The 15,060-nt window shown below is 64.3% G+C and carries 7 protein-coding genes; 6 read left to right on the top strand and 1 reads right to left on the bottom strand.

Annotated features, from left to right (window positions below):
• Nucleotides 1-44: 44 nt before the first annotated feature.
• Complete coding sequence (gene acnA / locus PSV38_RS03585) at nt 45-2,906, bottom strand: aconitate hydratase AcnA (RefSeq protein ID WP_300544933.1); 2,862 nt, start codon at nt 2,904-2,906, stop codon at nt 45-47.
• Between the two features lie 132 nt (nt 2,907-3,038).
• Here acnA and PSV38_RS03580 point away from each other — a divergent pair, with 132 nt between their 5' ends.
• The 6 genes from PSV38_RS03580 (at nt 3,039) to PSV38_RS03555 (ending at nt 15,038) form a co-directional block, all read left to right on the top strand.
• Complete coding sequence (locus tag PSV38_RS03580; RefSeq protein ID WP_300544931.1) at nt 3,039-3,737, top strand: RluA family pseudouridine synthase; 699 nt, start codon at nt 3,039-3,041, stop codon at nt 3,735-3,737.
• 24 nt (nt 3,738-3,761) lie between these two features.
• Complete coding sequence (locus PSV38_RS03575; RefSeq protein ID WP_300544929.1) at nt 3,762-4,193, top strand: UPF0158 family protein; 432 nt, start codon at nt 3,762-3,764, stop codon at nt 4,191-4,193.
• A complete protein-coding gene (gene sbcB / locus PSV38_RS03570) occupies nt 4,190-5,614 on the top strand; it encodes an exodeoxyribonuclease I (RefSeq protein WP_300544927.1) in 1,425 nt (474 codons plus the stop codon). Before PSV38_RS03575 ends, sbcB begins: the two co-directional genes overlap by 4 nt.
• Nucleotides 5,611-6,111, top strand: coding sequence for a M48 family metallopeptidase (locus PSV38_RS03565; protein WP_300544925.1), 501 nt, complete (start codon nt 5,611-5,613; stop codon nt 6,109-6,111). Before sbcB ends, PSV38_RS03565 begins: the two co-directional genes overlap by 4 nt.
• 92 nt (nt 6,112-6,203) lie before the next feature.
• Entirely contained in the window at nt 6,204-6,446 is a 243-nt protein-coding gene (locus PSV38_RS03560; RefSeq protein ID WP_300544923.1) for a hypothetical protein, read from the top strand.
• 6 nt (nt 6,447-6,452) lie between these two features.
• Nucleotides 6,453-15,038 carry a glucoamylase family protein gene (locus PSV38_RS03555; RefSeq protein WP_300544921.1) on the top strand — a complete coding sequence of 2,862 codons (8,586 nt, stop codon included), beginning with the start codon at nt 6,453-6,455 and terminating at the stop codon, nt 15,036-15,038.
• Nucleotides 15,039-15,060: the final 22 nt, after the last annotated feature.

The following is a 15,060-nucleotide window of genomic DNA, read 5'->3' as shown; positions in this document are numbered from 1 at the left end:
GCTGGCGGTTGGGCCAGCCGACAGATCTTCACCTGAAACAGGAGTCAGGCCTCGAGCAACTGCCTCAGCACGAACGGCAGGATGCCGCCGTGCTGGTAGTAGTCCACCTCGATCGGCGTGTCGATGCGCAACGTGACGGTCACCTCCTGCGTGCTGCCATCCAGACGGTGGATGATCAGCTTGGCATCGGCCTGGGGTTTGATCACGTCGCCCAGTTGCACGTCGAGGGTCTCGTCGCCCTTCAGGCCCAGCGTCTCCCAGGTGTCGGTGCCCTTGAACTGCAGGGGCAGCACGCCCATGCCGACCAGGTTGGAGCGGTGGATGCGCTCGAAGCTGCGCGCCACCACGGCCTTGATGCCCAGCAACTGCGTGCCTTTGGCGGCCCAGTCGCGGCTGGAGCCAGTGCCGTACTCCTCGCCCGCCAGAATGATGGTGGGCACTTTGGCGGCCTGGTATTTCATGGCAGCGTCGTAAATGGGCAGCTTGGCCCCTTTGTCTTCGCCCTCCAGTTGGTACAGGGTGTAGCCGCCTTCCTCACGCGAACCGTCAAGCTTGGGCGGCAGCATCAGGTTCTTGATGCGCACGTTGGCAAAGGTGCCGCGCATCATCACTTCGTGGTTGCCCCGGCGTGAGCCATAGCTGTTGAAGTCGGCCTTCTGCACGCCATGCGCCAGCAGGTATTGGCCAGCGGGCGTGGTCTCCTTGAACGAGCCTGCGGGCGAGATGTGGTCGGTGGTGATCGAGTCGCCGAACAGGGCCATGACGCGGGCGCCGGTCACGCCGGGCGCCGAGAAGACGGGTTCCTGGGTGAAGTCCTTGAAGAAGGGCGGCTCGGCAATGTAGGTGCTTTGGGGCCATGAATACACATTGCCCTTGACGCCATTGATCTTGTTCCACAGCTTGCCCGGGTCGCTGGTGACCTTGTCGTAGTTCTCGCGGTAGGCCTTGCCGTTCAAGGCGTACTTGAGCAGCTTGTAGATCTCGTCGCTGCTGGGCCAGATGTCGCCCAGGTAGACGTCTCGAATTTTCCCATCCTTACCCTTGCCTTGGCCTACGGGCTCGGTCATCAAATCCTTCGTGACGTTGCCCGCGATGGCGTAGGCCACGACCAGCGGCGGCGAGGCCAGGAAGTTGGCCTTCAGGTTGGGGTGGATGCGGGCTTCGAAATTGCGGTTGCCCGACAGCACGGCCGCACACACCAGGTCGTTTCGGGTGATGACTTCGTTGATCTCGGGTGTGAGGTCACCCGCGTTGCCGATGCAGGTGGTGCAACCATAGGCGGCCAGGGTGAAGCCCAGCTTTTCAAGGTAGGGCAGCAGGCCGGCTTTTTCCAGGTACTCGGTGACGATGCGTGAGCCAGGCGCCAGCGAGGTCTTGACGTGCGGCTTGACCTTCAGGCCCGCTTCGACGGCCTTCTTGGCCAACAGGCCAGCGGCCAGCAGCACGCTGGGGTTGGAGGTGTTGGTGCAGGAGGTGATGGCGGCGATCAGCACGTCGCCATTGCCGATGTTGACCACCTCGACATTCTTGACCGGCTTGCCTTTGGCCGATTCCAACGTGGGTCGGTTGGCCACCATCTCCACCACCTGGCGGGGCGCGCCAGCGGGCGTGGCTGTGGCGGGCGGTGCCACTTCACCGCCGCCCAGGCTGTAGCGGTGGCCCAGCTTGTCGGCCGGTTGGTTGAAGCCGTTGTCGGCGGCGCTCTTGCTGTAGAGGTTGATGAACTGGCTCTTCACATTGCCCAGCTCAATCCGGTCTTGCGGGCGCTTGGGGCCAGACAGCGAGGGCGTGACGGTGCCCAAATCCAGCTGGACGACGCTGGAGTAGTCGATCTCGCCTGCCTGCGGGATGCCGAACAGTTTCTGGGCCTTGAAATACGCCTCAAAGGCTTCGATCTCGGCCTTGGTGCGGCCGGTGCCCTTGAAGTAATCGATGGTTTTTTCATCGACCGGGAAGAAACCCATGGTGGCGCCGTATTCGGGGGCCATGTTGGCAATGGTCGCGCGGTCGGGCAGGGCCAGGGTGGTGGTGCCGGAGCCAAAGAACTCGACGAACTTGCCCACCACCTTGGCCTTGCGCAGGATTTCGGTCACGGTCAGCACCAGGTCGGTGGCGGTCACGCCTTCGCGCAACTGGCCGGTCAGCTCGAAGCCGACGACGTCGGGCGTCAGGAAGTACACCGGCTGGCCCAGCATGCCGGCCTCGGCCTCAATGCCGCCGACGCCCCAGCCCACCACGCCAATGCCGTTGATCATGGTGGTGTGGCTGTCGGTGCCGACCAGGGTGTCGGGGTAGGCCACGCCATCCTTGGTCTTGTGAATGCCGCGCGCCAGGTATTCCAGGTTGACCTGGTGGACGATGCCAAAGCCAGGGGGCACGACGCCAAAGGTGTCAAACGCCTGCATGCCCCATTTCATGAACTGGTAGCGCTCCTGGTTGCGCTGGAATTCCAGCTTCATGTTCAGGTCGAGCGAGTTCTTGGTGCCGTAGTGGTCGATCATCACGGAGTGGTCAACCACCAAGTCCACCGGCACCAGGGGCTCGATGCACTTGGGGGATTTGCCCAGGCTGGCGGCCACATTGCGCATCGCGGCCAGGTCGGCCAGCAGTGGCACGCCGGTGAAGTCTTGCAGCACCACCCGCGACACCACAAAGGGGATTTCGTCGGTTCGCAGCGCCACGGCTTGCCATTGGGCCAGCTCAGCCACGTGTTCCGGGGTGACCTTTTTGCCATCGCAGTTGCGCAGCACGGATTCAAGCACGATGCGGATGGAGACGGGCAGTCGCGCCACGTTGGGGTACTGCTTGGTCAATTCGGGCAGCGAGTAAAACTGCAGCGATTTGCCCGATGCGGTCTTGAAGGTTTTGAGCGTTTTGGCAAACGCATGCTTGGGGACTTTGGCCATGTGGACTCTCCGTGCAAAACAGACGCGATGCGAAAATACCATTGTGGCAGGGCCTGCCAGGTTCTGCGCTAGGCTTGGCGCCATGGGGTTTTGTGATGTCCGGGTTTGGGGTGATGAGGGGTTGCGTTCATGATGACTGAGCCGCTTGAGGCGGGCAGCGCGGCCCTGCACCAGCTGGCCGATTACGCGCCGCCGCCGCACACAGGGCTGGACATCGCCTACGCGGACGACACTTTTCTGATTGTCAACAAACCCAGCGGTTTGCTGAGCGTGCCGGGTCGGGGTGAGAAGTTTCATGACAGCCTGGCTTCGCGCGTGCTGCTGGCGTTCCCGCAAGCCTTGATCGTGCATCGCCTGGATATGCAGACTTCGGGCCTGCTGGTGATGGCGCTGGGCGCGCAGGTCCACCGAGATTTGAGCGCGCTTTTCCAGACGCGGCAGGTGCAAAAACGCTACGTGGCGCAGGTGGCGGGCCAGATGGCAACCGACATTGGCGAAGTGGCGTTGCCCCTGATCACCGACTGGCCCAATCGGCCGCGCCAGAAGGTGGATTGGGCCGACGGCAAACCCGCTTTGACGCGTTGGCAAGTGGTGGCGCGCGATGCCTTGCACAACACGACGCGGGTTGAGCTTGAGCCGGTGACGGGCCGCTCTCACCAGCTGCGTGTGCACATGATGTCGATCGGGCATGCCATCGTGGGTGACCCCTTGTACGCCAGTGCCGCCGTGCGCGCCCAGGCCGGTCGCTTGCTGCTGCACGCGGCCGAGTTGAAACTGCAGCATCCGCGAACGGGCGAATGGGTGCACACCGTGAGCCCCGTCCCGTTTTGACATCCGCTTTGAGTGATGACCACCATGAAGACTTTGATCATTGACCTGGACGACCTCATCATCGCCCTGGCCACGCGCTATGAGCTGGACGACCCCAGCCACTACCTGGACCTGGACAGCGGCGAGGTGATCTACGCGGGCGAGGGGCTGGAAGCCTTGCCGCCCGATCTGGCCACCAACCCGCGCTACCGCTGGATCGAGTCGGTGCAGGCGGAACCTGCGTTACATGTCATCGACGCCTTCATCGCCCAGTTGGGCAACCCTTTGGCGCGCGCGACCTTGACCGCCGCGTTCCAGGATGACGAGCCTTTCGAGGCCTTCAGGGAAGCCATGCAGACCTTGCCTGAGCTGCGAGACGACTGGTTCTCGTTTCATCACGAGGCTTATTCAACGATGGCGCAAGACTGGTGCCGCCAGCAAGGCATTGATCCCCAATGGGTGCAGGACGCGGCATGAGCGAGTTCACTTTCTTCTGGCACGACTACGAGACCTTTGGCCGTGTGCCCCGCCGCGACCGGCCAGCGCAGTTCGCGGGCATCCGCACCGACGCGCAGCTCAACGAAGTCGGCCAGCCGGTGATGCACTACTGCCAGCCCGCGCCCGATTACCTGCCCGACCCCGAGGCCTGTCTGCTCACGGGCATCCTGCCGCAAACCTGCCTGGAACGAGGCCTGCCCGAGCACGCCTTTGCCCAGGCCATCGAACGCGAGCTGGCCTGGCCCGGCACCGTCGGCGTGGGCTACAACACCATCCGCTTTGACGACGAGGTGACGCGCCACCTGTTCTGGCGCAACCTGATGGACCCCTATGCCCGCGAATGGCAAAACAACTGCGGGCGCTGGGATTTGCTGGACGTGGTGCGTTGTACATGGGCCTTGCGCCCCGAAGGCATCGAATGGCCCAAGCACGACGATGGCCGCCCTTCATTCAAGCTCGAACACCTGACGGCCGCCAACGGTCTGTCGCACGAGGCGGCGCACGATGCGCTGTCCGATGTGCGCGCCACCATTGGCCTGGCGCGCCTGATCTTGCAAAAGCAACCCAAGCTGTTCGAGTTCTGCTTGAAGTTGCGCAAGAAGGACGCCGTGCTGGCCGAGATCGGCGTGGGCAAGCCTTTCCTGCACGTGTCGGGCCAATACGGGGTGGAGCGTGGCTGCCTGGCCATCGTGTGGCCCTTGGCCCCGCACCCCACCAACAAGAACGAGCTGATCGTGTGGGACCTGTCGGTGGACCCGAGCGAGCTGTTCTCGCTCAAGGCCGAGGCCATCCGCCTGCGCACCTTCAGCAAGGCCGATGAGCTGCCCGAGGGCATGACCCGCCTGGCACTGCGCTCCATCCACATCAACAAGTCGCCCATCGTGATCGGCAACCTCAAGACGCTCACGCCCGCCGTGGCGGCCCGGTGGGGCCTGGACCTGGATCAAGCCTTGCGCCACGCTGAAGTGGCGGCCCGCCAAGGTGCTTCGATGGCGGGCATCTGGCCCGATGTGTTCGCGCGCCCGCCGCGTGATCAGGCGGCGGATGTCGATGAAGATTTGTACGGCGGTTTCTTGAGCAAGGATGACCGCAACGCGCTGGACCGCCTGCGGGCCTTGAGCCCCGAACTGCTGGCCGAACGCCGCACCGGTTTCGAAGACCCGCGCCTTGACGAATTGCTGTTCCGCTACCGCGCCCGCAATTTCCCGCAGACCTTGAGCGCCTCTGACCAGGAGCGTTGGCAGCAACTGCGGGTTGAGCGCTTGCACGATGGCGTGGGTGGTGGCTTGTCGCTGCAGGCCTTCTTTGACCGCATCGATGAACTCAGCGAGACGGCCGACGAGCGCGGCGAAACCATCTTGGGCGCCTTGTACGACTACGCGGAGCAAATCGCGCCATGAGTGGCTTGAAGTACCTGTTGGGTTACCCGGAGCACGTGCTGGTGCAGGTGCAGAAGGTCATCGACCAGGGCAAACTGGGCGAGGTGCTGCAGCGCAAATACGGCGACAAGCACGAGGTGCGCACCGACAAGGCCTTGTACGACTACGTGCTGGACCTGAAAGCCCGCCACATGCGCAATGCGGACGCCATCCACAAGGTGGCATTTGACGGCAAGCTCAAGATGATCCAGCATGCATTGGGCACGCACACGGCAATCTCGCGCGTGCAGGGCGGCAAGCTCAAGGCCAAGCGCGAAATTCGCGTGGCAGCCCTTTTCAAGGACACCCCGCCTGAATTCCTCAAAATGATCGTGGTGCACGAGTTGGCGCACTTGAAGGAGAAAGCGCACGACAAGGCTTTCTACCAACTGTGCCTCCACATGGAGCCCGATTACCACCAGCACGAGTTCGATCTGCGGCTTTACCTGACGAACCTGGAGTTAAGCGACGAAGCGTAGGAAACGTCCTACCAGACCCGACGCGTTGAGCCGACAGACGCGAGGTGATGCGAGGCCTAGCATGGACTTCAAAATCACCAGGAGAGTCTCGCATGAACTCGCAACGCACCCTCTCTTCTCGTTGGAGCACCGCTTCGATCCCTGACGCAGCAGACACCTCTCCCATGGAACTGTCGTCTTTGAGTGGTCATTTCCACGTTTGCCAGGACTCCAAGGGGCGTTGGTTCAGCCTGCATTGCCTGGCCGAGGCGGCCCATGGCTTTGTGGCCCCGCGCTTTGTGACTTCCTTGGTCACGGTGACGATGATCATTGGCATAGCGTCTTTGGCGCTCTGAGCCGTCATGGCCCGATCTCCTCTGCTTCTGCTGCTGCCAGAAGCATCGGCAGAGGTGTGCGACATCCTGTCGTCTTCCCGTGGGCCGGTGGCGCCCGCGAACCGCTCCGAGATTTTTGGCGTCAGCCGCTTTGCCGACCACGGTCGCAGTCTGGCGGCGACCCACCGGGCGCGCAACGCGGCGTTGCGGTCGACCGCGTTCTTTCCCCGCCTGAGAGACAACATCCGCGTTCTGCGCGAAGCTCACCACTACATCAGCGCTCAGGCCATCACCGGCCATGACGTGAGCCCAGCGGCCGAGTGGCTGCTGGACAATTTTCATCTGATCGAAGCGCAGCTCAAGGAAATCCGGGATGGTTTGCCCCATCGCTATTTCCGTGACCTGCCCGTGCTCATCGATGAGCCCCTGGCGGGTTTGCCGCGTGTCTACGGCGTGGCCTGGGCCTTTGTGGCCCACAACGACAGCGCCTTTGATGAAGACCTGCTCACGCACTTCCTGCGTTCCTACCAGGAAGTTCGGGACCTGACCTTGGGCGAGCTTTGGGCCCTGCCCACGACTTTGCGCGTGGTGCTCATCGAGAACCTGCGCCGCCTGGCCGAGAACGTGGCCGCCAGCCAGGCGGCGCGCGAGGTGGCCAATCAGTGCTGCGACCGCATTGAAACCTACAGCCCCCACCAACTGGACGCGCTGTTGGCCTTGATGAACGCGCGCGGTACCGGGCACGCCTTCCTCACTCAAATAGCCCAGCGCCTGCAGGACACGCAGATCGCTGGCGTGGGACATGAGCGTTACCACGAGTGGCTGAACAAGACCCTGCCCGACCTGGCCGCCGTGCAGATGCAGCAGCCCGTCGAGCGCACGGCCAACAACTTGAGCGTGAGCAACGCCATCAGCGCCTTGCGCGCGATTGGCGATGCGCAATGGACCGACATCGTCGCGCAAACCAGTTCGCTGATGCAGCTGATGATGTCGGCCCCGACTTTCGAGGCCGAGCGCGACGACACGCGCAGTCAGACCTTGCATGACATTGAAGATCTGGCCCGTCGCAGCGGGCGGAGCGAGCTGTCCGTGGCGCATGCGCTGTTGGCGCTTATGAACCGCGCGCAGGCATCCCCCATGCCGCAGGAGTTCGCCGACGATGTGACTGTGGCCAGCCATTGGCTGCAAGGTCCCGGGCGCCCTCAGCTGATGAGTGCCCTGGGGCTGCAGGAACACGCGGCCATGGCTTGGCGTTTCGCTTGGCGCGCAGGGGCGGTTTCCGCTTACCTGGCGGCCTTGGCTTTGGGCACGGCGGCCTTGGTGGCCTGGGTGGTGAGCCACCAAGGGCCGCAGGCTGTGGGCTGGCAGGGGCCTGCTTGGTTGGTGGGCCTGACCGTGATCTTGATGATCTTCCCGGCCTCCGAGGCCGTGGTGGCGATGGTGAACCGCCTGATCAGCGAGTCGGTGCGGCCGGTCCGTTTTCCACGGCTGGCATTATGCGACGGGATCCCATCAGAGCACCGCGTGATGGTGGTGATTCCGGCCATGTTGACCGATGCCGCGTCGGTGAAGGCCTTGACCCACCAACTGTGCCTGCACTACTTGGCCAACCCGGAGCCCCATGCACAGTTCGCGTTGCTGACCGATTGGACCGATGCCGATGTGGCAAGCCTGCCCACCGACGCGGCCCTGCTGCAAGCCGTGGTGCACCGCCTGGGTGAGCTGAACGAACGATTTCCAGTGGATGGCCACGAGGCGCCGCGCTTCATCGTGCTGCACCGCGAGCGCCACTTCAGCGAGACCGAGCAGACGTGGATGGGCTGGGAGCGCAAACGGGGCAAGCTGGAGCGTTTGGTGGAGGCTTTGGCCACGGGGCATGCCAGCGCATTCCTGAACTTGGGGCTGGCGTCCAGCATCGCACCGCATACGCGTTATGTGCTCACCCTGGACAGCGATACCCAACTGCCCCCCGGCCGCTTGCGCGACCTGGTGGGCGTGGCCGCGCATCCGCACAACCAGCCTCGCTTGGACGCACGGGGAACCCGGGTCATCAGTGGGCATGGCATCTTGCAGCCCCGCATCGTGACGCCCCTGCCAGCCCCCAGAGACATGACCCGCTTTCACTGGTTGTTCGCGGGCCAGTTGGGCATCGATCCCTACAGCGCGGCCAGCTCCGAGGTCTACCAGGACGTGTTTGATGAAGGCTCCTTCACCGGCAAAGGTCTGCTGAACGTCCAGGCGGTTCACGCGGTGCTCTCGGGCCGCTTGCCGCAAGGCCGTGTACTGAGTCACGACTTGCTGGAAGGATCCCTGGTGCGTTGCGCCGGGGTCACCGACATCACGCTGATTGAAGATGCGCCATTCCACGCCGATGTCGCGGCCTCGCGCTTGCACCGGTGGATCCGCGGTGACTGGCAACTATTGAGCTTCCTGATCCGTGGAGGCTGGTTCAGCATCAGCGGCATCAACCGCTGGAAGATGATCGACAACCTGCGCCGCTCCCTGGTCGCGCCCATGTCGTTCGCCTTGCTGGCCTTGGCCCTGGCCACCGGTGTGATTTCGCCGTGGGCGGTGATCGCCCTGGTGTTGATCGCCTTTTCGGGCGGACCGTTGCTGGGGGCTGTGGCGGGCTTGGCCCCAAGCCGCGATGACATCGCCAAGGCTCACTTCTACCGCCAGGCTCTGGCGGACGTGGTTCGGTCCGTGGGGGCCGGTCTGTGGCACCTGGCCCAGTTGTTGAACGGGGCCTTGATGGCCGCCGATGCCATTGTGCGCACGCTGTACCGCATGCTGGTCAGCCATCGGCACCTGCTGGAGTGGACCACGGCCGCGGCCGCACAGGCATCCACCAGTCAGGCCTTGGCGGCCACCATTTGGCGCCATCGAAACGTGACGGCGGCAGCGCTGATCCTGGGCACCTTGTTGCTCTTCACTTCGCCACATCCCTGGCTGGGCTTGGGCCTGTGCCTGCTGTGGGCCGGGTCGCCCTTGTGGACCTGGTGGGTCAGTCGGCCGAGTGTGGACGCGGGGCTGCATGTTGTGCCCTCGGCTGATCGGCTCTACCTGTCTGGCTTGGCCCGCGACACCTGGCGCCTGTTCGAGCGTTGTGTGGGCCCGCAGGACCACCATTTGCCACCGGACAACCTGCAGACCTTGCCTTATGACATGGTGGCGCACCGGACATCGCCGACCAACATTGGCCTTTACCTGCTCAGCACCGCCTGCGCTCGCCAGTTTGGCTGGATTGGCACTCTGGACATGCTGGACAGGCTGGAAGCCACCTTGGCCTCCATGCTCGCGATGCAACGCCACCGTGGCCACTTCCTGAACTGGTACGACACGGAAACCTTGCGTCCCTTGTTGCCCAGCTATGTCTCCACGGTGGACAGTGGCAACCTGAGTGGGCATTTGCTGGCCGTGGCGCAGGCCTGCCTTGAGTTGCGACTAGCACCGCTGGATGATCAAGCGACCAGGCTGGCTTTGCAGGCCTCGCACCAGCGTTTGTTGCCCATGCTGCCCATGTTGGCCGAGTTGCCGGGTCATCAGGTGCTGATGCAACTGATGGTCCTGGCTGATCCCTTGAGCAGAGGGCTTCAGATGCCCGAGGGCGGGCAGTCGCTGTTGAAGGAGGCGGGCCAGGAACTGGAAGCCTTGCAGATCCTGGCCGAGGCCCGACCGGAGAGCCAGAACCTGCTGTGGTGCCTGGCCGACCATCTGAGCACCTTGCGGTCGGCCTGGCGCGACCAGGTGCTGCAGGGCGAAGCGCACCCGGCCCTCGTCGCGCGCCTTGACGAGCTGGCCAAGCAGTTCAAGCGCATCGCCTGGGAACCCGACTACAGCTTCCTGTACCACCGCAAGCGGCACCTCTTCCACATCGGCTACCGCATCGCCGAGCAGCAACTGGACGCCAGCTTCTACGATCTGCTGGCCTCGGAGTCTCGTCTGACCAGTCTGCTGGCCATTGCCAAGGGCGATGTGCCAGTCAACCACTGGGCGGCATTGGGTCGGCCCACGTATGCAGCGGGAACGCATGCGGGGCTGCGATCATGGTCGGGCTCGATGTTCGAGTACCTGATGCCTTCATTGGTGCTGGATGAGCCGCATGGCAGCTTGTTGCACAGCGCGGGGCACGCCGCAGTGCTGGAGCAAATGGCTTACGCGCACAAGCAGCGCACCCCCTGGGGCATGTCGGAGTCCGCGTATGCGGCCAGCGACCACACCCTGGCTTACCAGTATTCACCACAAGGCGTTCCCCGTCTGGCCTTGAGGCGAACGCCTTTGGATGAACTGGTCATTGCGCCTTACGCCACAGTGCTGGCGGCAGAACTGGTGCCTCACCAGGCTGTGAGCAATCTGCGCCGCATCGAACTGTTGCGAGGCCGCGGACAATATGGCTTGATCGAGGCATTGGATTTCTCGCCATCCCGCCAGACCGGCGTGGATCGCGTCTCGCGCGTCAGCACCTTCATGGCCCACCACCAAGGCATGAGCATCGTGTCGCTGGCCAATGTGTTGCTCGGCGGTGCGCCGCGCCGATGGGGCATGGCCAATGCGCACGTCGAGGCGGTGGCCTCCTTGCTGCACGAGCGCGTACCGCGTGAGATCTCGACCTTGCACACGCCGCCGGCCAGCACCGTCGCGGATGCCCATCAACGCGAGGCACTGGGCATGTTGCGCGATGTGGCGCCGGGCGTTGCTGCCGTGGAGCCTACGCACCTCTTGTCCAATGGCCGCTACAGCGTGGCCTTGCGTCCGAACGGTGCGGGCTGGAGTCGCTGGGGCAACGCGGGCATCACGCGTTGGCGAGATGATGTTTTGCGCGATGCTTGCGGCAGCTTCATGTACCTGCGTTGGGACGAGGCGACCATCCCGGTGTCACTCACGCAGCACCCCGCGCCTGACCCAGGTGCCCACTACCACAGCACGTACCACGCCGAACGCGTCAGCTTCGAGGCCATTTGGCCCGAGCTGGAAACGCGCGTCACGGTGTGGGTCAGCCCGGAAGACGACATCGAGTTTCGCCAGGTCGAGATCCGCAATGTGAGCGACCGCGACATCGACCTGGAGTTCATGTCCGCCTTCGATGTGACCTTGGCCGACCCGCGCGCCGATGAGGCCCACCCCGCCTTCTCCAACCTGTTTGTCAGGGCGGAGTGGGTGGCCGCGCAGCAGGCTTTGATGTTCGAGCGTCGGCCTCGCCTGGTCACCGAGAAGGGCCTGTCGGCCGCACACTTCCTGGCCGATGGCGATGCCGCGCTGATCACCGAAGTGCGCATCCAGACCGACCGCCTGCGCTGGTTGGGTCGCAACCACGATGTGAGCCGCCCGCAGGGTTTGTTTGACGCGCCACCCGAGCCTGATCAATCGCAGTCTGGCGAAGGGGTGGTGTTGAACACGGGCCTGGATCCGGTGGCGGCCTTGTCAGTGCGCCTGCGCATCCCGGCGCAATCCAAGGCCAGCCTGACCTTGGGCACGGTGGCGTCCGACAACGTCGCGACCTTGCGGTCCGTCATGGACAAGTACCGCCAGCGCGCGCACATTGAGCGAGCATCCTTGATGTCGGCCACGCTCGCAGGCATCAAGTTGCGCGATCTGCGACTCAATGCGGAGACTTTCGCCGCCATCCAGACCTTGACCACGGCACTGGCCATGGTGGTGACCCGCCCCATCAACCTCAGCGAGGAAGGCCCGGCCAATGCGTGTGACCGCAAGCTGCTGTGGCGCTTCGGCATCTCAGGCGACCGGCCCATCGTGCTGGTGTCGGCCGGTGTTCCGCAAGGATTGGGCTTGGTTCGCTCCCTGGCCCAGGCCCTGCGCCTGTGGACCTGGGGCGCGGTGGTTTGCGATCTGGTGATCGTCAATGCTGAGCCCACCTCCTACCTCATGGCGCTTCAGCGCGACATTGGCACCCTGCGCGAACGCTATGTCGCAGACATCGCCGGCAACCCTGGTCCCACGGCGGCATCGGGTTTCTATGTGCTGCGCAGCAACGAGTTGTCGGTGGAAGACCTTAGCACCCTGCACACCCTGGCCCGCCTGCACCTGAACGCCGATGGGCGCCCCCTGGCCCACCACATCAGCGAGTGGTGCGAGCGGCATGAGCAGGCCTTGGAAGAACGCGGCTATCCACCCCAGGTGACGGTGCCCGTGGGCACCTCGCCCGGCTCACCACCAAGGCCACCTACCGGCACTTTCGACGAGGCCAGTGGTGAGTTTCGTTTTGAGGTCACGCCAAGCCAGCGGCCTACGCGTCCGTGGATCAATGTGCTCTCGAATCCCGCCTTTGGCGGTCAGATATCGGAGGCGGGCGGCTGCTACACCTGGGCCGTGAACAGCCGTTTGAACCAGGTCACTCCTTGGTCCAACGACCCCGTTGGAGACCCTTCCGGAGAGTGGCTGTTGCTGCAAGACGAACGGACGCGCGAGGTCTGGAACGTCACACCGGCTGGTTTGGGGGGCGCGCCAGTGAGCTACCGCGTCAGGCATGGGCAAGGCATCACCCGGATCAGCCATCGGCAGGGCGATCTGGACGTGCAGGTCAGCTGGTGCGTGGATCCCCGGCAGTCCATCAAACAGATCAGGCTCAAGTTGCTCAACCAGGGCAGCAAGACACTGAACTTGCGCGCCATCAACCTGGTGGAGTGGATCATGGGCGCCAACCGAACCGATCGCCACTCAGTGCGCACCAGCACCCTGACGCAGACCTTGCCCGACCCGCGCGGCATTGGCGGCGCGCGGCGCATCACCGCGCTGCTGGCCACGCAGCGCGAGCACTCGGCGGGCTTTGGCGGCGGCACCGCCTTCCTGGCCATGGTCAGCGAAATCGACGATGCCGGCGTGTCCGATGATTGGACCTGCGATCGCCGCGAGTGTTTCGACGCTCGCGGTCGCTTGGTCGTGCCCGACTACTTTGGACAGAAGCGCGGCGTGGGCCTCGACCCGTGCGCCGCCTTGTCCGTGCGGCTGTCGCTGGAGCCGGGGACGGAGGTGGAGCAGGTGTTCCTGCTGGGCCATGCCAACAGCCTGGACGAAGCCCGGCACCTGGCGGTCAGCAGCGCCTTTGTGTCGCCCGGCTTGCGCCTGCAGCAGGTGCGCGAAGACTGGAACGAGCGCCTGAGCGCCACCACCGTCAAGACCCCGGACCCCTTGTTTGATGCCATGGTCAACCGCTGGTTGCTCTACCAGACGGTCACCTGCCGACTGTGGTCCAAGGCTGGCTTCTACCAGGCCGGTGGCGCCTTTGGTTTCAGAGACCAGTTGCAAGACTCGTTGGCCCTGGCAGGCTCGGCGCCCGACATGCTGCGCCAGCAAATCCTGCTGGGCGCTTCAAGGCAGTTCCCGGAAGGCGATGTGCAGCATTGGTGGCATGCGCCCACGGGGGCTGGCGTGCGCACGCATTTCTCGGACGACCTGCTGTGGCTGGCCTATGCCAGCGTGCACTACCTGAACACCACCGGTGATGCCAGCCTGCTCAGCGAAGAAATCCCCTTCCTGGAAGGTGCCCCCATCCCCGAAGGCGCAGAGGACGCCTACTACACGCCCACCATCAGCGCCCAGACCGCCAGCCTGTACGAGCACTGCGCCCGCGCCATCGACCGCAGCCTGAAGGTGGGGGTGCACGGCTTGCCGCTGATGGGCGTGGGCGACTGGAACGATGGCATGAACCGGGTTGGCTCGGAAGGCCGGGGTGAGTCGGTCTGGCTGGCCTGGTTCCTGTGCCGCATCGTGACCGACTTTGTGCCCATCGCCAAAGGGCAGGGCGAGACTGCCCGTGCCCGGCGCTGGGAAGAGGCCATGTCCGGCTGGAAAAACGCCTTGCAGGAGCACGCCTGGGATGGGCAGTGGTACCGCCGCGCTTTCTTCGACGACGGCCAGGCCCTGGGCGCCAGCGCCAACGCCGAGTGCCGAATCGACCTGATCGCCCAGGCATGGGCGGTGCTGTCGCAGGCATCCACGCCGGCCAATCAGCGCATGGCGATGTCGGCGGTTGAAACCCATCTGGTGGATCAGCAAGCCGGCTTGATCAAGCTGCTCGACCCACCGTTGGCGCATGCCGAGCCCAGCGCAGGCTACATCCAGGCTTACCCGCCCGGTGTGCGCGAAAACGGCGGCCAGTACTCGCACGCGGGTGTCTGGGCGCTCATGGCGCAGGCCCAGCGCGGCGATGGCGACGCGGCTTACCGCTATTTCACCTACTTGAGCCCGGCCCACCGCACCGCGCACCCCACTCGCGGCCCAGCCTACGGCATCGAGCCCTATGTGATGGCCGGGGACGTCTACACGCAGCCACCCTACGTGGGGCGCGGTGGGTGGAGTTGGTACACCGGTGCCGCGGCGTGGTTGTACCGCGCCGCCATCGAATCCATCTTTGGCCTGCAGCAACGCGATGGCAGCTTGACCTTCAAGCCGTGCTTGCCCTCGCACTGGCAGCATGCGGACATGACGGTGCGTCGCGGCGGCCACACGCTTCACTTCAAGCTGTGCCGACCTGCCGCCACGTTGGAGATGGCCAAGGCGTCCGGCCAAGGCGCCAAGGTGCTGCAGCCGGGTGAAGCCGTGCGTTGGGATGGTCTGGGGCCGGAGACCTGGTTCTTGATCCCCTTGCCCGATTGAGATGCGGTGATGTCCTACAAAC

Source organism: Aquabacterium sp., assembly GCF_029946005.1.
GTDB lineage: Bacteria > Pseudomonadota > Gammaproteobacteria > Burkholderiales > Burkholderiaceae_C > Aquabacterium.
This window is presented reverse-complemented; position numbering and strand designations above follow the sequence as displayed.

Excerpts from the sequence above, each read along its gene's own strand:
- PSV38_RS03575 (WP_300544929.1), top strand. The coding sequence starts at position 3,762 with ATGAAGACTTTGATCATTGACCTGGACGACCTCATCATCGCCCTGGCC.
- PSV38_RS03580 (WP_300544931.1), top strand. The coding sequence starts at position 3,039 with ATGACTGAGCCGCTTGAGGCGGGCAGCGCGGCCCTGCACCAGCTGGCC.
- sbcB (WP_300544927.1), top strand. The coding sequence starts at position 4,190 with ATGAGCGAGTTCACTTTCTTCTGGCACGACTACGAGACCTTTGGCCGT.
- PSV38_RS03565 (WP_300544925.1), top strand. The coding sequence starts at position 5,611 with ATGAGTGGCTTGAAGTACCTGTTGGGTTACCCGGAGCACGTGCTGGTG.
- acnA (WP_300544933.1), bottom strand. The coding sequence starts at position 2,906 with ATGGCCAAAGTCCCCAAGCATGCGTTTGCCAAAACGCTCAAAACCTTC.
- PSV38_RS03555 (WP_300544921.1), top strand. The coding sequence starts at position 6,453 with ATGGCCCGATCTCCTCTGCTTCTGCTGCTGCCAGAAGCATCGGCAGAG.
- PSV38_RS03560 (WP_300544923.1), top strand. The coding sequence starts at position 6,204 with ATGAACTCGCAACGCACCCTCTCTTCTCGTTGGAGCACCGCTTCGATC.